This window comes from Microbulbifer maximicatervae (SeqCode), from assembly GCF_052467955.1.
In genome coordinates, this window is the sequence record NZ_CP174329.1 from 768718 (window position 1) to 791390 (window position 22673).

At 45.2% G+C, this 22673-nt stretch carries 20 protein-coding genes; 8 read left to right on the top strand and 12 right to left on the bottom strand.

Annotation, left to right across the window (positions count from 1 at the left end; translation table 11 throughout):
- Nucleotides 1-74: 74 nt before the first annotated feature.
- The 4 genes from ACJJI5_RS03350 to gcvH all read left to right on the top strand — a co-directional run bounded on the left by ACJJI5_RS03350 (nt 75) and on the right by gcvH (nt 3948).
- Nucleotides 75-1016, top strand: a complete 942-nt coding sequence (locus ACJJI5_RS03350) for a rhomboid family intramembrane serine protease (RefSeq protein WP_445355508.1) — start codon at nt 75-77, stop codon at nt 1014-1016.
- A gap of 5 nt (nt 1017-1021) precedes the next feature.
- Nucleotides 1022-2137: a CNNM domain-containing protein gene (locus ACJJI5_RS03355; RefSeq protein WP_444907019.1), complete on the top strand. Its 1116-nt coding sequence runs from the start codon at nt 1022-1024 to the stop codon at nt 2135-2137.
- 269 nt (nt 2138-2406) lie between these two features.
- Entirely contained in the window at nt 2407-3495 is a 1089-nt protein-coding gene (gene gcvT / locus ACJJI5_RS03360; RefSeq protein WP_445355509.1) for a glycine cleavage system aminomethyltransferase GcvT, read from the top strand.
- A 66-nt stretch (nt 3496-3561) separates the two neighbouring features.
- Nucleotides 3562-3948, top strand: a complete 387-nt coding sequence (gene gcvH, locus ACJJI5_RS03365) for a glycine cleavage system protein GcvH (RefSeq protein WP_444895858.1) — start codon at nt 3562-3564, stop codon at nt 3946-3948.
- Nucleotides 3949-4146: 198 nt separating this feature from the next.
- Here the strand turns inward: gcvH and ACJJI5_RS03370 are convergent, their stop codons facing one another.
- Nucleotides 4147-5121, bottom strand: a complete 975-nt coding sequence (locus tag ACJJI5_RS03370; protein WP_445355510.1) for a hypothetical protein — start codon at nt 5119-5121, stop codon at nt 4147-4149.
- Nucleotides 5122-6351: 1230 nt separating this feature from the next.
- Nucleotides 6352-6504, bottom strand: coding sequence for a hypothetical protein (locus ACJJI5_RS03375; protein ID WP_445355511.1), 153 nt, complete (start codon nt 6502-6504; stop codon nt 6352-6354).
- Nucleotides 6505-8035: 1531 nt separating this feature from the next.
- On the opposite strand from ACJJI5_RS03375, the gene csrA reads away from it, so the two are divergent.
- Nucleotides 8036-8224, top strand: a complete 189-nt coding sequence (gene csrA, locus ACJJI5_RS03380) for a carbon storage regulator CsrA (protein WP_444895861.1) — start codon at nt 8036-8038, stop codon at nt 8222-8224.
- Between the two features lie 93 nt (nt 8225-8317).
- Here csrA and ACJJI5_RS03385 read toward each other — a convergent pair whose 3' ends face one another.
- Nucleotides 8318-8683 (bottom strand): hypothetical protein, encoded by a 366-nt coding sequence (locus ACJJI5_RS03385; RefSeq protein WP_444895862.1) that lies wholly within the window; start codon nt 8681-8683, stop codon nt 8318-8320.
- 93 nt (nt 8684-8776) lie between these two features.
- Nucleotides 8777-9502: an MBL fold metallo-hydrolase gene (locus ACJJI5_RS03390; protein ID WP_445355512.1), complete on the bottom strand. Its 726-nt coding sequence runs from the start codon at nt 9500-9502 to the stop codon at nt 8777-8779.
- 176 nt (nt 9503-9678) lie between these two features.
- Between ACJJI5_RS03390 and ACJJI5_RS03395 the strand changes: the two genes are divergently transcribed.
- Nucleotides 9679-10817, top strand: a protein-coding gene (locus ACJJI5_RS03395; protein ID WP_445354143.1) for an IS3 family transposase whose coding sequence is annotated in 2 segments (ribosomal slippage) — nt 9679-9928 and nt 9928-10817 — 1140 coding nt in all. Because the reading frame shifts where the segments join, the coding sequence is not laid out codon by codon here.
- A gap of 276 nt (nt 10818-11093) precedes the next feature.
- Here ACJJI5_RS03395 and ACJJI5_RS03400 read toward each other — a convergent pair.
- The 4 genes from ACJJI5_RS03400 to ACJJI5_RS03415 all read right to left on the bottom strand — a co-directional run bounded on the left by ACJJI5_RS03400 (nt 11094) and on the right by ACJJI5_RS03415 (nt 13400).
- Entirely contained in the window at nt 11094-11312 is a 219-nt protein-coding gene (locus tag ACJJI5_RS03400; RefSeq protein WP_444895864.1) for a DUF6500 family protein, read from the bottom strand.
- Nucleotides 11313-11412: 100 nt separating this feature from the next.
- Nucleotides 11413-11760, bottom strand: coding sequence for a hypothetical protein (locus ACJJI5_RS03405; protein WP_444895865.1), 348 nt, complete (start codon nt 11758-11760; stop codon nt 11413-11415).
- 73 nt (nt 11761-11833) lie between these two features.
- Nucleotides 11834-12214 carry a hypothetical protein gene (locus tag ACJJI5_RS03410; protein WP_444895866.1) on the bottom strand — a complete coding sequence of 127 codons (381 nt, stop codon included), beginning with the start codon at nt 12212-12214 and terminating at the stop codon, nt 11834-11836.
- A 40-nt stretch (nt 12215-12254) separates the two neighbouring features.
- Nucleotides 12255-13400, bottom strand: coding sequence for an acyltransferase family protein (locus tag ACJJI5_RS03415; RefSeq protein ID WP_445355513.1), 1146 nt, complete (start codon nt 13398-13400; stop codon nt 12255-12257).
- Nucleotides 13401-14111: 711 nt separating this feature from the next.
- On the opposite strand from ACJJI5_RS03415, the gene ltrA reads away from it, so the two are divergent.
- A complete protein-coding gene (gene ltrA, locus ACJJI5_RS03420) occupies nt 14112-15383 on the top strand; it encodes a group II intron reverse transcriptase/maturase (RefSeq protein ID WP_445354795.1) in 1272 nt (423 codons plus the stop codon).
- A 56-nt stretch (nt 15384-15439) separates the two neighbouring features.
- On the opposite strand, the gene ACJJI5_RS03425 is transcribed toward ltrA, so the two are convergent.
- The 4 genes from ACJJI5_RS03425 to ACJJI5_RS03440 form a co-directional block, all read right to left on the bottom strand.
- Nucleotides 15440-15910, bottom strand: coding sequence for a thioredoxin family protein (locus ACJJI5_RS03425; protein ID WP_413663582.1), 471 nt, complete (start codon nt 15908-15910; stop codon nt 15440-15442).
- A 1356-nt stretch (nt 15911-17266) separates the two neighbouring features.
- Nucleotides 17267-18091, bottom strand: a complete 825-nt coding sequence (locus tag ACJJI5_RS03430; protein ID WP_413663581.1) for a hypothetical protein — start codon at nt 18089-18091, stop codon at nt 17267-17269.
- A 701-nt stretch (nt 18092-18792) separates the two neighbouring features.
- The gene (gene ptsP / locus ACJJI5_RS03435; protein ID WP_445355514.1) at nt 18793-21045 is read right to left on the bottom strand and encodes a phosphoenolpyruvate--protein phosphotransferase; all 2253 of its coding nucleotides are present in this window, start codon (nt 21043-21045) and stop codon (nt 18793-18795) included.
- A 108-nt stretch (nt 21046-21153) separates the two neighbouring features.
- Nucleotides 21154-21660: an RNA pyrophosphohydrolase gene (locus ACJJI5_RS03440; RefSeq protein ID WP_445356299.1), complete on the bottom strand. Its 507-nt coding sequence runs from the start codon at nt 21658-21660 to the stop codon at nt 21154-21156.
- A gap of 338 nt (nt 21661-21998) precedes the next feature.
- On the opposite strand from ACJJI5_RS03440, the gene ACJJI5_RS03445 reads away from it, so the two are divergent.
- Nucleotides 21999-22667 carry a histidinol-phosphatase gene (locus tag ACJJI5_RS03445; RefSeq protein WP_413665895.1) on the top strand — a complete coding sequence of 223 codons (669 nt, stop codon included), beginning with the start codon at nt 21999-22001 and terminating at the stop codon, nt 22665-22667.
- Nucleotides 22668-22673: the final 6 nt, after the last annotated feature.

The following is a 22673-nucleotide window of genomic DNA, read 5'->3' on the forward strand; positions in this document are numbered from 1 at the left end:
ATCTACTAAGTGGCTTTTCCCTGAGGCAGAGGGGAATTAAAAGCCTTGCTGTCGGTAAAAAAGGTTAATTTCAATTGAGTCACTGGATTACTGTTTACTCATTTCCTATATCAAAGGATCTCAGCGCGCTTTTTCGCTTAATACAGCGTTACCAATTGCCATTGAGAATTGCTGAGGAAGAAAATCAGCAGGCGTTGCTGACGACAGATTCAGGTATAGCTGAATTGCTGAAGCCGCTTTTGCAAGATTGGGAGCGGGGATTAGTTGATCTGGACAGAGTTCAGCTAACAAAGGCGGAACCAGAGGACGGCGGCCATTTACCGGGTGAAGAAGGACTAGCACCAAAGGAGAAAGCACCTGTAAGCCCCTCATTTTTACCGACTTTCCCAATGGATAAAACACCGATTAGTTTACTGCTTATCGGCCTGTGTTTTTTTGGTTGGTTTTTACATTCCAATAATCTGTCTGCCCCGCTTTTAATATATCCAGATACCAGTGGTGGTCCACTTTTCTCACAGTCGTCTTTAATGTGGCACTTGGAGAGAGGGGAGTTTTGGCGATTGTGGACCCCTGCAATCATCAACTTGTCTTTTCAGCATGCCCTGTTCAATGCTCTGGCTATCTGGATACTTGGGCGTCCACTGGAAGCACGCGGAGGGCCATTTATTTATGGCCTTCTGGTGTTGCTCGGCGGGATTGCAGCTAATTTATCCCAATATACCTGGAAGCCCGAGGTGATATTCGCTGGAATGTCGGGTGTTGTATACACGCTGGTCGGATTTGCTGTGGTGATGCAGCGTTGGCAACCGGCATGGAGAGATATACCCCCGGGTATTATTACCCTGGCGATTGTGTGGATGATATTGTGCGTTCTTGGAGTGATTACCTATTTTACTGGGATCGGTATCGCCAATGCTGCGCATTTAGGAGGCTTTTTTGCCGGCTTTTTGATTGCGCTGGTTTACTGCGTTGCTGGTGGTGCGCGAAAATTTAACTCTTATCCCGCTTCAACCTGAATTATATGATTTTACTGATAACCTACGTTTTTATTGCCCTTGGCTTTTCTTTCCTGTGCTCGATAGCAGAGTCAGTTATTCTCAGCGTAACTACCCCATACGTGCGCCTGATGGAGCGGGAGGGGCATAAAGCGGGGTCTTTGCTGCGCAAATTAAAATCCGATATTAATGCCCCCCTGGCCGCAATCCTCACTCTGAATACCGTCGCGCACACAGCGGGTGCTGCAGGTGCCGGTGCCCAGGCAGCAGCGGTTTTTGGCAATGAGTACCTGGGTATCGCCTCAGCGATCCTGACCCTGCTGATCCTGGTTTTTTCTGAAATTATCCCTAAAACCCTGGGAGCCGTGTACTGGCGCCAATTGGCCCCAAGCACCGCTTATGTATTGCGCGGCCTGGTTTGGTTACTCCACCCGTTTGTAAAAATGTCCGAGTGGTTGACCAAAGGCCTGTCCCACGGCCCAACCCTGACGGGCTTTAGCCGCGATGAGTTCGCCATTATGGCGGAAATTGGCGAGGCCGAAGGGCAGCTAGAGCAGCGGGAGTCCAGCATCCTGCGCAACCTATTCTTCACCCTGCGGGACCACTCCGTACGCGAGGTGATGACTCCCCGCACGGTGGTCTTCTCCCTGCCGCAGGACATCACTGTGGAAGAGGCCTACGAGGATGCAGAGAAAGGGCGTTTCTCCCGTATCCCAGTCTATGAAAATCGCGACCCGGATTGTGTGGTGGGTTTTGTATTGCGACAGGAGCTATTGCTGGCCTACGCGAAAGGTGAGCACCAGAAAACTCTGGCGGATTATCGCCGTGAAATGTTGATCCTGCCGGAAACAGCCACTATCTACCAAGCGTTCCAGAAAATGCTGTCCCGCCGCGTGCAGATTAGTGCGGTTATGGATGAATATGGCAGTCTCGAGGGCTTGGTGACCCTGGAGGATCTACTGGAGACCCTGCTAGGGGAAGAAATTGTCGACGAGGCAGATAAAACACCCGACCGCCAGGAGTTGGCTAAGCGTTTGTGGCGCTGGAGATCGAAGAAGTACGGCCTCAAAGTCGACGAATCCGCAAACACAGAAGAGAACGCGGAAGAGGCTGGTCAAGGGCGCGATCGAGGCAGCGACTGATTAAGAATTTATCTGATCAAAAAGTGATCATTTCTGCACTAGCCCAATACAGCGGGTATTGGGTATTGCCCGATTCCCAAACGCGGGCGAATGCAGGATAGAGCGCCAGCGGAATCTTTGACGGCCTCTGTGAACCTGGACAGGTTTTACTACCAATGCCTGCTAGGCTTGCAGAGCATATATATTGCCGCGCCTGCCCCGCTGGAAAGGCCGGTACCCAAGCCGCTAGAATACGCCGCTTCGGAACCTGACGGACTGAGATTTTAAAAATGGGAAATAGAACTCCTCTGTATGACACGCATGTCGCTATGGGCGGCAAAATGGTGGATTTCGGTGGATGGGACATGCCGCTGCACTACGGTTCGCAGCTGGATGAGCACAACAAGGTGCGCACCGATGCGGGGATGTTCGATGTCTCCCATATGACCGTGGTCGACGTAGATGGCGCCCAAGCTCGCGACTACCTGCGCTACCTGCTGGCCAATGATGTGGCCAAGCTGGATGGCAACCCGGGTAAGGCCCTTTACACCGGCATGCTCAATGACAAAGGCGGTGTGATTGACGACCTGATCGTCTACCTGCGCGATCCCGGCTACCGAGTGGTTGTTAACTGTGCAACTCGCGAGAAAGACCTGGCGTGGATGCGCAAGCAGGCAGAGTCCTTCGATGTGACCCTGACAGAGTGCCCGGATGTAGCGATGGTCGCTATCCAGGGCCCCAATGCCATCGAGAAAACCAAAGAGGTTTTGGGCATTGATTGGACTTCCGCGATTGATGCACTAAAAGTTTTCCAAAGCGTTGCCCGGGGTGGCTGGTTCGTAGCGCGCACCGGTTACACCGGTGAAGATGGCCTGGAAATTATGTTGCCGGGTGAAGACGCCAGTGGTTTCTGGCGCGCCCTGGCCGAAGCGGGCGTTTCCCCTTGTGGACTGGGTGCACGCGACACCCTGCGCCTGGAAGCGGGTATGAACCTGTACGGGCATGAGATGGACGATGAGACCTCTCCGCTGGTTGCCAACATGGCCTGGACGGTTGCCTGGGCACCGGAGAGCCGCAACTTTATCGGCCGTGGTGTTCTGGAGCAGGAAAAAGCCGATGGCGTTAAGCACAAGCTTGTAGGCCTGGTGCTTGAAGAGCGCGGTGTATTGCGCGCAGGTCAACCGGTAGTGGTAGACGGTAGTGATGACCGGGGTATCATTACCAGCGGCACTTTCTCCCCCACACTGGGTTACTCTATCGCCTTGGCGCGAGTTCCGGTGAGTGTTGGTGATACCGCACAGGTGGAAATCCGCAAGAAACTGCAGCCAGTCAAGGTGGTTAAGCCCTGCTTCGTACGCAACGGCAAGTCAGTTATTTAAGCGTCGCCCAGAGGTGTACGCGTCACTAAGACAATAAACTTAGATGCTTAATCAAGGGATAACAGCATGAGCGAAATCCGCAATGAATTGAAATACCTCTCCAGCCACGAGTGGGCACGCCTGGAAGAGGACGGCACCGTAACCATCGGCATCAGCGATCACGCTCAAGATGCCCTGGGTGATGTGGTTTACGTTGAGACTCCAGAAGTGGGCACCAACCTGGCTGCTGGTGACGAGGCAGGTGTAGTTGAATCCGTTAAAGCTGCCAGCGATATCTACTCCCCGGTTTCCGGTGAAGTAGTTGCTGTCAATGAAGCTCTGGAAGACGCTCCGGAAACTGTAAACTCCTCTCCTTACGACGATGGCTGGTTCTTCCGCATCAAGCCCTCCGACGTGAGCGAGCTGGACAATATGCTGGATGCAGACACATATCGTTCAGAGTCTGAAGACTAATAGAGCGAATGTGCTGAAAAGCATATTAAAAAAAGGCTGTGGCTAATCCCCACAGCCTTTTTTATTTGTCATGAGCTTTTTAAAGTTTGCTATCTTCTGAACTTGTATACCTAGAGTATGAGATAAATCCCTAATTAAAGGTTTAGAAAAATGCAATGTCAAAATGAATATCTTTTTAATTCCTGTGCATTTATTTCTTCAATTTAAATTAAATTTCCTACTTTCATTATCAAAAACCAATGATGAACGATTTAATTTCAGCCATTCTTTAAGCTCACCGGGCTGTAAATTTTGATCTGTAAGATAATTGAAAAAATCTATATTACTTCTGTAAGGGTTGTCGTATGTGCTTCCATTTTCGTTATTTGCAAGATAATCTAAAACAGGTATAAATCCTGTGATGCCCAATGGGTATGCCAAATACGCGAGTTCTAGTTTATTGACATCAGGTGACTGCCATAGCTTTTCTAATGAGGGGGTTAGAGTCAGCCATTCTAATTTTTCTATTCTTGAATAAAATATATGGCGATTTGCGCCACTATTAAAGAACGATTTCAGTATTAGATCCTCTGTGGCTGGATCATTTATCTGGGAAAATGCTGTCGCGAAGTGATAGTTAACATGACCATTCTTGTTTTCAACAAACTGTATTATTTCTTCTTTGAAATCTTTGCTCCAGCCATTTCTAGTTATGGCTTCGATAAGCCAAGGATATTTAGAAAAGTGTTTTTTCACAAAGTCTTTCATGCCCCTATCGGATATCATGGAAATGTAAGCATCGGATATATAAGAGTTCGGTGAATGCCAGTTAGATTTTGCCATTGGTAAGAAGTCTTCTTCATTACCTTTTAAAGCACGAGAAATCATGCTGACTTGCGGGTCGGTTTCTGTGTAGCTACGCTGGTTGCTTGATAGATAGAGTATTGTTTCAATGAAATCTTGTTTTTGGCAAAGAGAAGCATTCGCGGGTAAGTGTACTTTTTTCAATAAAGTAAAATCTGGTTTTCGATCTTTGACGGAAATTCTCTTGATAAGTTCTTGATCAGACATCCCATAATTTATTTGGAGACAATTCACCTCTTCATTACCAAGAATAATTTCCCGATTCTCTGGGTTCTCCGTGCATCCAAATAAAAGCAGTGATAATGTAGTTAGTTTTATGTTTTTTTTCATTTTTTCACCTCTAGATTTTCACAATAACCAACATGGTTGACGATAAAGAATGAGGTAAGCTGCTAATTGGTTGGTTAGCCTCCAAAGAACAAGCCAGTAATCCCATGGGATCGCATACCAACCAGCTGACCACGAAAGAACGATACCAGATCGAATCCTTCAATGAACAGAAATATTCATCTTGAGTCATTGAGTTACTACTTAATTTTCCCAGCAAAAACAGCTTTGTAGACCTCAATAGATTTATCTTTACTGTATAGAGAATTATCACAGCAAAGCATTACGAAGACAGCATGGGCTTTGTAATTAATCTAAGTTCGAATTCACTATGAAGATATAATGCGACTATTGGCTAAAAACGTAAAACCCGTACCAATTGTGGGTTAAATGAAGCTTGGCAGATGTTAAAAAATAGTAATTTGCGAAAATTTATCGCTGGATAGGTAAGCTCAATAGGAGATTGCGGCTACCAAGGAAGGCAAAGCTGATCGAAACCGTTTAGGCCTTCTTAGTAGAAGGTAATCTAATTCCAGAGAGCAATGAAATTATAGAAGGAACGATGATTTTCGATGAAAACACCAAACTTGGCAACAGGAAGGGAGATACAGTTTGTGGTCAAGGTAGCTATCTTGTTGCATTAGTTGATCGAGTTTCTAAATTATTGCTTACTTGGGGAGTGCTAAATAAGAGTAAGAAGACAGTAAATGGTACGATTTAGTAGTTACTGAAGCCGAATCAGGCAATATGTAAGACAACAACCTTTGGTATTGGAAATTCGAGTTAAACGAAAATGCCAATGTCCGACTGAGGCTTTCCCTAAAGACATGGAAATTGGAAGATACTTAAAAGTCAAATTGATGATGCAGTATTTCGAATTAATAATTGGTAAAAGGAATTTTTAAACTACTTGAGTACACTAGGAATTCTAGTGGATAGGCGTGTGCCAATTGTTTTGGTATTATAGAGTCTGGAGTCGAGTGATAAAATACAATTAACTGTTAATCAGTCAATTTTTTTAATATGGTTACATTTTCAGATTGCACCGTTCACGCGCTTCACCATAACCTATTATTAAATAGGTACATACCACAAGAACTAGAAGTTTGAGTTTTACAAATTTACGTAACAATTAAGTTTGGACCCTATTGCTAATAAAAATACATCTATTGACAAATTCTCAGTGCCGGTTGAACTAGTATCTAAGACGCTATTTACACTTACTTCTGATTTTTAAAAATTAAATACAAGGTCATAAACATTTCCATTAAACTCTCTAAAAGCTATCAATGGGTTAAGCTTAGCATCTTCAATAGTGGCTTCAATACGACCAATCAAGCATTCGGAGAGTTCTGCACGAATAAAAGTTTCTAGTAACACACCCATTGTTAGTCCTTTTCGCTAATTAGGTTCCACCTCTGTATTAAACCAAGCGAATAGGTTAAGCCGAGAATTAAACATATGCCAGAGCTGGTTAGCCAAAAAGTTAGCGAATTATCTGGGAAGGCTGGCATTATGAAATAAAAACCCAGCGCACGAGCCAAAAATATCGTTGAGATTAGTATCAGGCCAAGCCGAATCAGCGGTAACCTCATAATTAAACCCGCACCAGAAAAAGCGTAGCTAGCCCAAAGCAGTAGAACGGCTGAAATTACGCTAGTTACAATAGTTGGGTAGGGGTGGCCACTTTCAGCTAGTTGAGCCATATGCTCACCGGCACCGAGAAATCGATACCAATCACCGCCAAATACTATACACCCGATATGAACTAAAGCAGCTAACACTGTGAGTATCCCTGCTACCTGCAAATAATTAATTCTCTGACTGACCATTTATTCTCCTTGACTGGTCTATTCGTATAATCGAAAGTGGACGAAATCATATCACTTATCAGCATGCCCAGAGAATGGAAAACGACTCAAATCAGGGAAAGACATCCACTAGTATACCAACCAGTATCGATTGAAGAATATTCCAGTGGCATATCACGTGTACAGTATATCCGCCTCGCCTCCTTTGGAAATGGAAAAAATGTTATAAATTAACTAGTTAGGATGCATGCTGCAGTATTTTAAATATCAGAATGTATGATAAGTAGCACCCAGCCAAAATATACGGCTTGAGAAGAGTAATTAATGAGCTTTCAGGGACATTGAACTTTTAAATAGGTACGATCATGCAGGATATCTCTCCAAAATTATTGGCTGAAAATCAGAGTGCGAATGCCAATGGGTAAGTCACATAAAACCCATGGCAATATATCCAATACTTAGAAGATGCTTAGCCTTTTTCTTTTGAAATGAGGAGTACGTTTACTTAGTTATTTTTGATTGTCTTGTGCCTTGAGGTTCTAACGTAAAGGCTATTAAAGATTGCCAATTTTCTATATGCTCCGATATTTTCCAAGGCGATAACTTACAAAAAATAGGCACAAAAATGATCTTATTGAAATTTATTAAGTTTGTTTCAGTGTCAAATCTGCGTAAAATCGATAGATATTTATTGGTATTTTTGTCGTAAATGAGGCACTTTTTGAAGGCCGATGACCAAAGAGATTCAATAGAACAAGATTTCTCTAAAAGAACCACTCTCTCAAAGGAGAACGATAGCGTGACGTAAGAGTAAGTAAAAGGCGCTGACCCAAGGTGCGGGAACACCAGGGGCCAGCTAACCAAATTGATACCTTAACTATCAAAATGGCTATATGGATCATACGCTAGAAACCCGCTCGTCTCCAATAAATTGGAGTACATCCAGCGGCTTGGAGAGATTCTCTAAGCTCTGGGAGCGTTGCGTCCGCCTTTTCTTCTTCCATGCCTACCGTTCTCGCGCTCCCCCTGCATTCTTCAACAGATTAGTTTCTCAGCCGTCCATCAATAAAAGTCTACCCATGGCTTGAATATCAGAGAATAGAAATATGTTGATCTTAAAGCGTAGAACTGGTGAAAACCTAAGGATCGGAGCCAATGTCTCAATCACAGTATTGGAAGTTAAGGGAAATCAGGTAAAGATAGGAATACAAGCTCCCAGATCACTTCCAGTTCACCGTGAAGAAATTTACATACGTGTCCAGAAGGGAAGGGTGCAGGGGAATAGAAACTGTTGAGAACTTGGCCCTAATTATGGAACATCCAAAGCATCGGCATCAAAACCTTAGCAGAGCTTCGGTCTTGGTGCCAGGTACCGTTGCTAGTTACGTCTATTCACCTGATGGTACCACTTGATAAATACCGGCCTCATCTAAAAAAACGCCATTGGACATCATATAAACAAAAACTAACACAGATAAGATAACTACTGCTAAATGAACCTTCGTTGCTGAATTGGCGTACTTAGAAAGATAGTCCAGGCCATTCTTTTGGCCTGAAGTGGATGCAATGGCGAATGGTAATAATACAACTATTGCTAGTCCAGCTAAGAAGAAGTATGAAAGATATTCCTCATAATAATAAGGGAACCATGACTCATAGAAAACTGTAAAAGTAAGGTAATATGCAGCAAGTGCAAGTAGGAGTGTAATGGTAAAAATAAATAGTTTCTTCAAATCAAATACCAAGACTTTCAATAGAGCGTAGGCTCCTGTAGTTAACAAGTTTTACAGTGAAGGGTTCTTCTTCAGAAGAATAATAACAAAAGATGGGTGCTAAAGCTCACCCTATCAATGAGCTTGTTGCAAACTCTCTTCATTATCTATCACAGAGATTGTTCTCTCTATGAATCTTTTGTAAGCCTTTTCAGGTATAAATGTGGTTTTATCGCTCGCGTTGAATTTCTGTAAAATGCTCTTTAATTGTGTATCCGCTATTATTTTCTCTAAATCTGATTCTTTATGATAAAGTTCTCGAACTCTATCTATCCATGCAAAAGTATTCTCTCTAAATTCAATTAGATATGATTTATTGGCAGTAACACCATGCCCGGGTATGATTAAGCTTTGATCATCACCCATGTTTAAAATAGTATCAACTGCGTTGCCGAAGCTTTTAATTCCACCGGCATAAAATGTGGGGTGCCAGCTAGTATCGAAAATATCACCAACAAATATTGCATTACTCCCCTTGTGATAAAATATATTGTCAACCGGTGAATGAGACTTAACTCTAATGTGAGTAAATCCTTCTGGAGGAATGTCACCTTCTAGAAGCTTTCCACCTTTACTCTCAAAATACTTATTGCCTCCAGTGTGATCAGAGTGAGCATGTGTATTTAAGATAAAAATAACAGGCTTGTCGTAGATCGACTGAATCACTTGGTCTAATTCACTCAGATGATTATTTCCCGGCATAGGGTCAATTAATATCAAGCCATTTTCTACAGCTATTAAACCGATATTAGTACCATATTCCTTTCCACTTAAGATATATAGTTGTTCAGATATTTTCATCTTAACTATGCTTGATGAAGCAGTGGAGCTGATGAGTATGAATATTATTGAAAGAAGAATTTTGAAAATATTTAAAGCAAATCCTTTTGCATTTTAGTTAAATTTCATCGATATGTAGTGGTCTAATCCTTCCGGACACTTCGCTAAGATGGTAAAACTACCAAGCGAGGTGAAGTATGACAACAAAAGGTACACGCCGGTATTTCAAGCCGGAATTTAAGAAAGACGCCGTAGCGCTAGTCTCTGAGCAAGGGTATTCAATTTCTAAAGCAGCAGAGGCTGTAGGAACAACAGCCAATAACCTGCGACGCTGGATAAAGGAACTGAAGCAGGAAGAAGACGGTGTAAGGTTGGATGTAGGTGAGCGCGCAGAATTAGAGCGATTACGACGTGAAAATAAGCAGTTGCGGATGGAGAAAGAAATCCTAAAAAAGGCCAGCGCCTTCTTTGCGAAAGAAATGAAATAAAGTACAGCTTTATTGAAAAACAGCAAGGCAGCTTTCCTGTTAGGGTGCTCTGCCGGGTAATGCAGGTAAGTAAGACTGGCTATTACGATTGGTGTTGCCGTGGTAATAGCTCAATAGATGCTCAAACATGGCAACTATGCCATCGTTTGAAGGCCCTATTTGCAGAATCTAGACAGAGCCTCGGAAGTCGTCGGTTAATGAAGCTGTTACGTAAAGAAGGTTTTGAAGTCGGGCGCTATCGAGTCCGCAAGCTCATGAAAAAGCTAGGCTTGGCAGTAAAGCGTAAGAAGCGATTTACAATAACGACAGACAGTAAACATCACCTACCGGTCGCAGAGAACCTTCTGAATAGGGAGTTCTCACCGAGTGCTAAAAATCAAGTTTGGACGACTGATATTACATATATTTGGACTTCGCAGGGCTGGTTGTACTTGGCGGTAGTGATTGATCTCTATTCGCGCCGGATTATTGGTTGGCATCTAGATCGGAAGATGGAAACGGCCCTGGTAACTCGTGCGTTGATGATGGCTGTCAATTTGCGTTCGCCCCCAAAAGGTCTCCTGCATCACTCTGATCGTGGCAGTCAGTATGCCAGCCATACCTACCAAACGTTATTGAGTCAGCATGGGATGGTGTGTTCAATGAGCCGTAAGGGAAATTGTTGGGACAACGCACCGACTGAACGTTTCTTCAGCAGCCTGAAGCGGGAGTGGGTAACAGGAAACCTTTATCCGACAAGGGAGGATGCGGTAGCGGATGTAAGAGCCTATATTGCTTATTACAACTCACGCAGAATACACACAACACTGGGAGACCTAGCCCCTATCGAATTTGAGAAATGTGCTTGAAGAAGTGTCCGGTTGGAGTTGACCACAACAATATGTTAAACACCGTAAGACATGGTAATCAACATGTCGTGAGCTTTGATTCCTAAGTTTTGCTTACCTTACGTAATTTAGATACACCTCTGTGTCAGGGCTAAATCTAACTTTACAGGGTGTCTACTAAACGTGATTAAAAGCCCACTGTGAAGACTGGAAGTTCGTCAGCACCGGAGTTAAGCTCGTGGGGAGTCGTTGACAGTATTGTTATGGTTTTGGTGACTTTGTACGGAAATCACCATGTTAAACACCAGCCTTGATCATAGACTTGATTTTTTCTGCCTTTTCAAAGTGATCAAGTTGGTGTGTTTCTATCCACCATCTCGCAGCCTCCATTAGAATTTCTGGTTGATCATTCTTGTTTTTAAAAAATGCATAGAAAGATACACCTACGTTGCTGCCTTTCTTTTCTATCTTTTGATTACAAACATCAATGATCTTTTTTCTAAGCTCTGTCCTCATCAAATTTTTTCCTTATTTTCTCTTACTCCACTCAAAATGGTAGGCGTCTACTCAACGGGGGAAGGTTTCCTTTTTGCGCTGGCGATATTGCCTACCCTTGTTAACTGTTTGGCCATAATAACTTCTCTACTTGATCATATTTCTCAGCTACTTTAAGAAATGGCTCGGCCCAGCCGCTACTTAAGCTAACTTCTTGCAATGGTCCAGTTGGTGCAAATAGAACAGAAGCTTCGACTTTTTCTGGTAAAGCATACGACTTTACCATATTAAGTAGTTTCTGGATTTCTTTAGTTGCCTCTTCAGAGTCATTCCATGAAGACCAACAAAAGTCATTATCTGGAATCTGTACCAGCTCTATCGCAGATTCCAGTACATGAACTAAAGCTTCATAAGGCTCTGTCTCATTGATTGTGCCGTGTATTAATTCTTTTGTACGATCTAATTTCATAGAGACAGTTGACGCCTCGCATCAGGCGCAGCCTTTTGGAGGTCGCTCTGCATGCATGTGTTATAAGGCATTTTTATCCTATCTGCTTCCAAATTACTGCAGATCCAAGACTGACTAGTCCAATTACGAATGCAAGATATTGAAACCCACTTACCCAGCCTATAGAGATTTTATTTACTAGGGGCCAATCGGCTATGGGGGCCTGTTGAACTGAAGAAGGCATTGATTTTCGACTAAGGACCCATGGCACTGCACCAAGTACAATCCCAGCACATACTATTGAAAGCCCAAATGCAGTAATCGCGACTTTAATAAGAAAGCTACCAAGTTTCAATTGCCCCGAATTAAGAAGCGTAATCAGAAAACCAAAAATTGCAGTTTGAACACCAACCATCCAGGCGCTTGACTCGCGAAGTAGTTTTAATGATTCGAGAGTACGTTCGTCCTCTGTCATTAGATGATTCCTCTGAGGTTAATGCCTTATAATGTCGCGTTCACCGGCCCGTCCGGTACAACGCTTTGTTATGCCATTCTTCACTTGACTTTGGATGACGCGCCTTACCCTTTCTCTGCCACTTAACCTCTATATATCTGTGAGTAAGGCTCGATATAAATATCACCAAACCTAAAATCACCAGGACAATCAAACTATTAACAAACCCATTCCCCAATGTTAAATATCTATCTCCATTTAACATTGGGGCTAATTCCACACCTGAGATTTTTTGTAAGATTAATAGTGTAGAAGTAAAGCAAAATAAAATGGCAGCATGAGTCATGTATATAGAGTATGATAGCTTACCTAGTTCTTGGAATGGCTTCCGCTTTAATAGGCTAGAAACAACTCCAGACTCGAAAGAAAAAACTAATATTGCAAAATAGAAAAGTATGGTGGCAACAATGTTCTGATACTTGATTTCATACTGAACAATCACAACAATACATGCCACAACAAAAACCTCAGCTATAGTGCCAAGTGATTTCGTGATTCGAATATTAGCTACTCGCATATAGAAAAGGTATATTAATGCCCCTCCGAAAAAGCACGACAACCCCCTCAGTATTTGGCTAGTTAATAGCTCAGATTCGGATGCTATTAAATAAAGCGCGACAACAGCCGTAGAGCACCAAATTATGCTTTTGAAATTTTTAAAAACAACTATAGATATGAATAGTAATAAATATAGATAGAATTCAATGCTAATACTCCAGGATGGATAATTAAAGCTTAAAGCTTCAAATGTTGGTGACAAGGACTGAATTAACAGTAGATTTGGTATAGTTTCAGAAATAGCTGTCCTCCCGGTGAAGGGGAGAGTATTAAAAGTAAAACCACCATATTTATACGCTGCTAGTTTGCCGACCTCCAGCAATAGGAAGACAAAAAACATAAAAAGGTGGAGCGGGTATAAGCGAAAAAACCTTGATTTCATAAACTCCCCTAAAATCAGATTTTTTCTAGCCCCATAGCCATGAGCTAAAACAAAGCCACTCAATACAAAGAAGAACTCTACAAATATTGAACTTCCTCTAAAAAAATCGAGCTCAGTTATACTTCCTATTAGACGCATGTGGAAAATGACTACACAAAGGGCTGCAATCCCTCGAAAAGCATCTAGAGCTTCAAATCTTTTATTCATATTCTTCCTTAATGAGCACAAAAATAACGACTAAGTAGGTAAATCATCTAAGGTATAACGCTTCGATAATCGGCATGCGAAGCGCAGCGTAGCATGTCCGGTGGAGCCCTGTAAGGACGGAGCGAAATTCATCGACTTGGTACGCCCAGCATGGGCGTGAACTAATGGGGTGAAAGTCCCCTGTAGAAAGATCACCGTTTAATGGACTTCATTAAATGCCAACTACTAGCGAATGGCAACTGCAATACCGTGAGGTCTTGTGGGGAGGAAGCCGCTAGCAAAACTACGAGCTGACGAACAGAAACATCATATAAGGCTTAGCCTGGAGGCGAGGTAGCCAAGGATACCAAAGCCATGTGGTCTAACGGGTAGAGTAAATGATGCAGTTGTGTAGTGAAAGTTCACGTTCTTATCTGGGGAGATCTGTTTAGCTTGCTGCTGTGAAGCTGTCAGCGTGGCCGCTGACTCATAAGTAGGCCCAGCCCGCTAGCCACCATCGTGGGGTAGACAAAAATGGTGGGACACAGCGGCGCCTTGGTCAGTAATGATCGAGGTGATTAAACAGAAGTCAGCCGACGGCATAGTAGCCAAATGCCAAGATTAATACCTTGGACAGGGTGAAGGCCTGAACCCAAAATCCACGAGTTAAAAGACAGGGCTAGCCTACCGATATGTTGCCAGCCGGATATAAAATTGACGTAGCGCACTGCCATGACACTCAACTCAAATGAAAATCTACTCGACGCTATCCTCAGCAAAGAAAACCTCAATGCTGCATGGAAGCACGTTCGAGCCAATAAAGGTGCCGCAGGTATCGATGGGATTTCCGTTGATTATTTTGTGCAGCACTTCAAGGCAGTTGGGGATGAAATTATCGAAGCCATTCGGCAAGGTCATTACCAGCCGCTGCCTGTTAGACGCATCTACATTCGCAAGTCAGACGGTGGTCAGCGAGGTCTAGGGATACCTACGATTTTTGATCGTGTTATTCAGCAAGCAATCGCGCAAATCATCAACCCTATTTTCGATGTGACTTTTTCAGAGTTTAGCTATGGCTTCCGGCCAAAGCGATCACAGCATCACGCGGTGAAAAAGCTACAAAAGTATATCGAGGGTGGCAAGCGAATAGCGGTGGATGTCGATCTATCCAAGTTCTTCGATCGAGTGAATCATGACTTTCTCATGAGCTTACTCGGCCAAAGAATTAACGATAAGCGTTTACTCAAACTGATCGCAAGCTACTTGCGCGTAGGCTGGGTAGAAGATGGATGTTGGCAAGCGTGTTATGAGGGGGTGCCGCAAGGTGGCCCTTTATCGCCGCTGCTGTCCAATATTGTACTCGATCTGCTCGACAAAGAGCTGGAAAAACGCCAACACCTTTTTGTCCGCTATGCGGATGATTTTGTGATTGTTGTTTCCTCTAAGCGTTCCGGCGAACGGGTTATGGCTAGCATCAAACGCTTTGTTGAGCGCAAGCTTAAACTCAAAGTTAACGATGCAAAAAGCCAAGTAGTCCCGGTTAGTCGTTGTAAGTTTCTGGGTTTTTCTTTCCGTGGAGCAAAGCTTGTCTGGCATGATAAGTCACTGCGCCAATTTAAATACTGCGTCCGCCAGATTACAGGGCGATCTCGTGGTATTTCGATGGAAAAGAAACTGAAAGAACTTACCGTATACCTCCGTGGTTGGATCAACTATTTTAGGATAGCGCAAGGCTATCAAAAATGTATCGATCTTGACTGCTGGATACGACGGCGATTAAGAATGAGCTATTGGAAGAATTGGCGCAGAGTGAGAACGAAAGTTCGAAATTTACTGCGTATGGGTGTGAGTGAGTCGCTGGCAGTTACCTGCGGCTCGTCCGGTAAAAGTTACTGGCGAAGCGCAAAAACTGAGGGTATTCATATTGCGCTCAATAATGAGTTCTTCGAAGAGATGGGTTTGATTTCATTACGAGATCGTTGGGTAGAGATTCATTACGGATAGGGAACCGCCCATTGCGGACCCGCACGATGGGTGGTGTGGGGGCCGGTAGCTAGAAACTACCGGCTACCCGATTTAGATTTGTGCTCTTCAATAAGATTAATAAACTTAGTAAATACTTCATCGTCGTAGCTATTTCGACCTTTTTCAAAAACACTAGTATTTTGTGATAGCAATACTTCCTTATTGGCATTTAATACCCAAAAGTGAGGTGCTCCTTTAGACTCTGGTAACTGAGAAAAAAATTCATCATTGTAATTTTTATCTCCCAGATATACCTTCATTAGAACAAAGCTATTTTTCAAGTCATTGTATATTTTTTTATTTGAGCTTAAGTAATCGTCAAGCACATGGCACCAACGACACCAATCTCCACCTGAAATAACCAAAATATATTTATTTTCCTTTTTTGCTTGTATTGCAGACTCATCTATCTGTTGGAAGGGATCTGCTAGTGGATCATACCCAATATCTTTCGCTATGCATGAGCATGAAAATAATAAAAAACAAAAAAACGCTAACTTCTTCATAAATCACTCTAATTAATCTAACGTTTAAAGCACCTGCGACAAAACCAAAGCGAAGCGGCGGTTTTGACGTCGGGTGCCTTTACTTGGTACGCCCAGCATGGGCGTGAACTAATGGGGTGAAAGTCCCCTGTAGGAAGATCACCGTTTAATGGACTTCATTAAATGCTAACTACTAGCGAATGGCAACTGCAATACCGTGAGGTCTTGTGGGGAGGAAGCCGCTAGCAAAGCTACGAGCTGACGAACAGAAACATAATATAAGGCTTAGCCTGGAGGCGAGGTAGCCAAGGATACCAAAGCCATGTGATCTAACGGGTAGAGTAAATGATGCAGTTGTGTAGTGAAAGTTCACGTTCTTATCTGGGGAGATCAGTTTAACTTGCTACTGTGAAGCTGTCAGCGTGGCCGCTGACTCATAAGTAGGCCCAGCCCGCTAGCCACCATCGCGGGGATAGAAAAAAATGGTGGAACACAGCAGCGCTCCGCTCAGTAATGAGTAGGGTGATTAAACAGAAGTCAGCAGACGGCATAGTAGCCAAATGCCAAGATTAATACCTTGGACAGGGTGTGGGCGTGAACTAATGGGGTGAAAGTCCCCTGTAGGGAGATCACCATTTAATGGGTTCCATTAAATGCTAACTACTAGCGAATGGCAACTGCAATACCGTGAGGTCTGGTGGGGAGGAAGCCGCTAGCAAAATTACGAGCTGACGGACAGAAACATCATATAAGGCTTAGCCTGGAGGCGAGGTGGCCAAGGACACCGAAGCCATGTGATCTAACGGGTAGAGTAAATGATGCAGTTGTGTAGTGAAAGTTCACGTTCTTATCTGGGGAGATCTGTTTAACTTGCTACTGTGAAGCTCTCAGCATGGCCGCTGACTCATAAATAGGCCCAGCCCGCTAGCCACCATCGCAGGGATCGACAAAACGGTGGGAAATAGCAGCGCCTCGGTCAGTAATGGCCAAGGTGATTAAACAGAAGTCAGCAGACGGCATAGTAGCCAAATGCCAAGATTATTACCTTGGACAGGGTGAAGGCCTGAACCTAAATCCACGAGTTGAAGGACAGGTCTAGCCTACTGATATGTTTCCAGTCGGTTAAAGTTGATGTAGCGCACTGCCATGACACTCCACTCAAATGAAGATCTGCTCGACACTATCGTTGGGTAGAGATTCATTACGGATAGGAACCGCCCATTGCGGACCCGCATGATGGGTGGTGTGGGGGCCGGTAGCTAAAAACTACCGGCTACCCAGTTTATGCATTTATGGTAACTTTTTCAATGCGAAGTGACTATTGCTTGGATATTTAGAAAATAGAGTTTCAAGCCTGGTGGTTCGTTAAACACATTTTTATGAGAAATGTACACCGATTCTATTTTTTCCTTTATTAGAAATATCTACTCCATTTATGCGAATTTCACAATTACATTTATAAAAAGATTCCAAACACATTTTTATAGCTGAATTATGAACTTCATGAATATATTCTTGTAGTAATTTTCTACCATCCCTGTCAAGGAATTCCAGCTTTTCTATTAACTTATCACGTATTCTATTTGCTAAATATTGATCAGTTTCTAGCTCATGAATCGGGGTGCTATCAAATAGTATAGGTGGGCCTTGTTTTTTTATAATTTCAACTAGCTTTTCGTAATAGTGTTCTTCGGGATTTTTTGGAATAGATTCGAGGTTAATATTATGCTTACGAATATTTTCAAATGTTTCTTCTAGACTGTTGGCCCCCTCATCTAGAATTTTATTGTCAGTATTTTGATCTTCTCCAAAGCTATAGACCAAACTAAACTCCCCTCCAAAATAATTATAAAATTCTGGAGTAAAATCAGCACCTGAGTAATAGTAAGCCAGGATTCCTTTCTCTGCACCAAAGGATGATAAGAACCTTCCTAAATTATTGAGTTCTTCCTCTTCCGTCAGCTCAAAAGTTGCATTAATCGCTATTTTTACAAGATTTCCTTCGTTAACACACATCTCGAATTGACAATATTCAGGGTGGCCTTCTTCAAAAATTGATGGAATTGAAGAGTGTCGTCGTTTTTCAGGAGGTACATTTTTGTATAATTTTGATATGTTTTCGTAATCTACAATGTCACAGAGTTTTTGAGCTCTTTCTTGGCTTTCAAGATGTATTTCCCCATAGAAATAATGACTAGACATAACTCCGTCCTTTCTTTGTTGTGTGTATCTGCATAACATTTATATAGTATTCATTCTGACCACTTTTATCATGATTACTGTTTCGGAATCAATTTTCCTGCTAAAACGGAAATTTAAACTTAAAATCATAGGGTTAGGTGTAATTGTTACTAAAGTGCAAGCTATAAAAATGTTCATTCTGACTACTATCCCGTTTTTTCAACTCAACTTATAACTGGCTGACTTGTAAAGTATTTTTATATATTCTATGCCAGGCTCAAAAATAACGGTCAAAATGATCATAGTTGCCTGAGGTGGCACTTACTAACTTGTCAGAATTATCGGAAATTTAGAAGTGTGATGAGGCCAAGGCTTCAGGATTGAGTGTTGTGAAGGGTTAGATATTTTTTTGGTTTGCGTGCACTAATTGAGTATCACGCGTATTTAATTGTTATTTGTTTTTTTCTTTGGGTTGGGGATATTCTGCTATTCCATTGGCACACTTAAAAATAAAGTGAGCTTGCCATTTCTGAAAAGCAGCTTAAGGGTTAGGAAACATTGGGAAGCTATTTATTGGCTCAGAATAATGTTGAGTGATATAGCTCTTCATTAGTCGCTTGGGTAGATATCTTGCTGTTGCGAGGGACTAACGGTTTGGTTGTTAGATTTTAAATTCAGGATTTATAAAATCGGGTAAATTTAGAATTTTAATGCCTCATTATTTACGGCTGTAAAGAGACCTTCAATCCTGCCTCATTAAGAAATCCCTTCACGGTACTTTCAATTTGCTCGGGGCTATTCATCTGCAAAACCTGTTTCAGGAGCAGCTCAATATCAGCTCGGCTAACGGCGCGTAGCGTAGCTTTTATGCGCGGTAAGTTAGTGGCGTTCATCGATAGCATATCGTAGCCCATGGCTACTAATAACAATGCACCGCTAGGTTCTCCTGCTAGTTCTCCGCAAATCCCCACCTTGGTGCCAACGGCATGGGCTGCCGTTACGATTTCCTGCAAAGCGCGTAGTACCGCAGGGTGCAGGGCGTGGTAAATATTGGCTACGCGGCTGTTATTACGATCCACCGCCAGGAGATATTGGGTGAGGTCATTACTGCCTACTGATATAAAGTCTGCATGTACGGCGAGTTCCCGCACTTGGTAGACGGCGGAGGGTACCTCTACCATTACCCCGAGTGGGGGCATAACAATTTCGTAACCTTCTTCAAGCAGCTCCCGGTAGGCTCTTTCCACCAGTTTGCGCGCTGCTTCGAGCTCGTTCAGGCCGCTGATCATGGGGAGCATAATTCGCAGGTTATTTAGCCCCAGGCTGGCTTTCATCATGGCGCGCACTTGCGCCAGGAATATTTCCGGGTGGTCGAGAGTTACGCGAATGCCGCGCCATCCCAGAAAGGGATTGGTTTCCTCGATCGGGAAATAGGCCAGTGCTTTATCGCCGCCGATATCCAAGGTGCGCATGGTGACGGGCAGGGGGGCAAAGGCTTCCAGTTGCTCCCGGTAAATTTCCCGCTGCTCTTCCTCGGAGGGGAAACGGTCTCGTAATAGGAAAGGTACTTCGGTGCGGAAAAGTCCTACTCCTTCAGCGCCGCGTTCCAGGGAGCGAACAACATCGGCCATCAGCCCAGTATTTACCATCAGGCGAATGCGATGGCCGTCGGAGGTGATTGCCGGGAGTTGAGCCAGGTGGTCCAGGTTGCGCGCCAGTTGCTCCTCCTCTTTGACAATATCGTCGTAGCGGCGTTTGAGTTCTGCACCGGGGTGAATATGTAAATCGCCTCGGTAGCCATCCACCACCATATCGACACCGTCGATGGTCTCGTAGGGTAGGTCCTGGACTCCCATTACAGCGGGCAGTCCCATGGCTCGGGCAATAATAGCCACATGGCTGTTGGAGGAGCCTTTAACTGATACGGCTCCGATCAACTTTTCCCTGGGCACTTCTGCCAATACTGCTGCGGTTAGCTCTTCGCCGATCAGGATGGTGTTATCGGGGAAGTCTCGGTCGCTCTGTTGCTGTTGTCGCAGGTGCATCAGCACTCGAGCGCCCAGGTCACGAACATCGGCGGCCCTATCGCGAAAGTAGGAGTCGGACATGGCTTCAAAGCGCCGCACATGTTCCAACATAACTTCAGCCCAGGCCCGCTGGGCACTGAGCTGTTGTTGGATGCGATCGCACACTTCGACGGCGAGGGAGCTGTCATCCAACATGCTGATGTAAGCATCGAATAGCGCCCGTTCCTCGGGGCTGAGGTCGCTCTTCAGGCGCTCACCGACTTCGCGAATTTCTTCTTGGGCGGCTGTCAGGGCCTGTTGAAACAGGGCCAGTTCAGTGTCCACATCCTCGCATTCGGAGTAGGGCACTGTGCCGAGATTCGCATGCGGGGTGACAATATGTACCCGCCCGATAGCCACACCGGGGGACGCGGCAATGCCAGAGAAGTGAGTTTCCCGTTGTTGCTTGCCAATACAGGCCAGAAGACCGGTAGCCTCGGCGTGGGCGATAACGCCGGCGAGCTGCGCCGAAAGTGTGACCAGGAAAGCTTCCTCCCACTCGTCGAAGCGGCGCTTCTCTTCTTGCTGCACAACCAGGACACCCAGTACGGCGCGGTGGTGAATGATCGGTGTGCCGAGAAAGGCGCTGAAGCGCTCTTCTCCTGTAGAGGGGAAATATTGGAAGGCGGGGTGGGCTTCGGCCCTTTCCAGATTAATCGGCTCTTCGCGGGTAACTACATTGCCCACCAGCCCCTCGCCGGGGGCCAGGTGGACCTGGCCAACCGCTTTGGGGTTGAGGCCATCGGTGGCCATCAGGACATAGTTACCGTGTTGCTTGTCGCGCAGGTATACGGAGCAGACGCGGGTGTGCATGATTTCCCGCACGCGATGCACAATGATTTCCAGCACCGCGGTGAGGTTCCGGGCGGCATTTACTTCCTGAACGATACTGCGCAGAGATCCGAGCAATGGCCTGTCCTCGCCAATCAACGGAGAAATTCGATGGCCCCGGTAAGTAGAATTTCGATGCTGATCGGGGCCATTTTGTGAAGATACGCTGCTAACTACCCTGTGCGGTCAGCTGTCCTGTCCGCGCAGCCAGCGTCTCTCCAGCTGTATTTGTTGTGGGGCCAGCTCGGTCAGTGCGCGCCGATACACTTCACGCTTAAAGGTCACCACTTTACTCAGCGGGTGCCAGTAGCTTACCCAGCGCCAGTGGTCGAATTCGGGTTTGTAACCATTGTCGAAGCTGATAGAGGCCTCATCTGCCTCGAGCCTCAGCAGGTACCACTTTTGTTTTTGCCCGATGCACAGTGGTTGGGAGCGACGTCGAATCAGTCTTTGAGGCAGGCGATAACGCAGCCAGCCGCGGGTACAGGCAATCATACTGACTTGATCGCGAGTAAGGCCTACTTCCTCGTACAGTTCCCTATATAGCGCCTGTTCAGGGATTTCGCCCGGATTAATACCACCCTGGGGAAATTGCCAGGCGTCCTTGCCACCTACCCGCCGCGCCCACAGTGCCTGACCGCGGGCGTTGAGCACGATAATACCGACATTGGGGCGGAACCCCTCGGCATCGATATTGCTGCTGCTCTCGCCACTCGTGCCCCGGTTCTTGTTACCGGCCGGAGCTTTATCATTGCGATTCGAATGCTTGGCGGGCTTACGGCGGTTCTTTCGTCCGGCCTGTGCCGGCTTGCCGTCGCCCAAAATACCATCCTCAATACTGTTGTGTGCGGCCGTGCGCTGCACTTACTTGTTCTGCATTGTTCCACAGCGGGGGGTTTACAGCAATTCAGTGACGCAGTCCGTGTGCTGTCGTGCGGCGCAAGGTAAAATTAGCGGCCGCGCAGGGGACGTTTCCGGCTTCCTGGCGGTCAAATGCTTATGGGGAACCTATAGTTATGGGAGAGTCGACGGTGCACTTGGCAATCTTTGATCTGGATAACACGCTGATAGGGGGTGATAGCGATCATGCCTGGGGCGAATTTCTGGTGGAGCGTGAACATGTCGACGGGACCCGTTACCGCTCGGCTAACGATCGCTTTTATCAAGATTACCAGCGCGGTGAATTGGATATTTTTGCCTACCTGGAATTTGCCTTGGAGCCCCTGGCGCAGCTTTCCCGTGGTCAATTGGATAACTTGCAAAGCGAGTTTATGCAGGAAGTTATCAGTGAATTGTGGCTGCCTCGGGCCCAGGAGCTGATCGGCGAACACCGCCGTAAAGGCCACCACATCATGATTATCACTGCGACCAATCGCTTTGTGGTTGAGCCTATTGCCTCGCGCCTCGGTGTCGATACCCTGCTGGCCACTGAGCCTGAGGAGGATGAGGGGCGGTTCACCGGAAAGGTCGTTGGTGAACCCTGTTACCAGGGGGGAAAAGTTGTCCGGTTGCGCCAATGGCTGGCCCACAACCCGGAATATGCCAACAGTGAAAAGTGGTTCTACAGTGACTCCATCAATGATCTGCCCTTGCTGGGCGAAGTTGAGCACCCAATTGCGGTGGACCCAGATGATCGCCTGCGCGCAGAAGCTGAGGCTCGCGGCTGGCCGGTGATCAGTTTGCGGGAAGAGAGTGAGTAGGTGCTT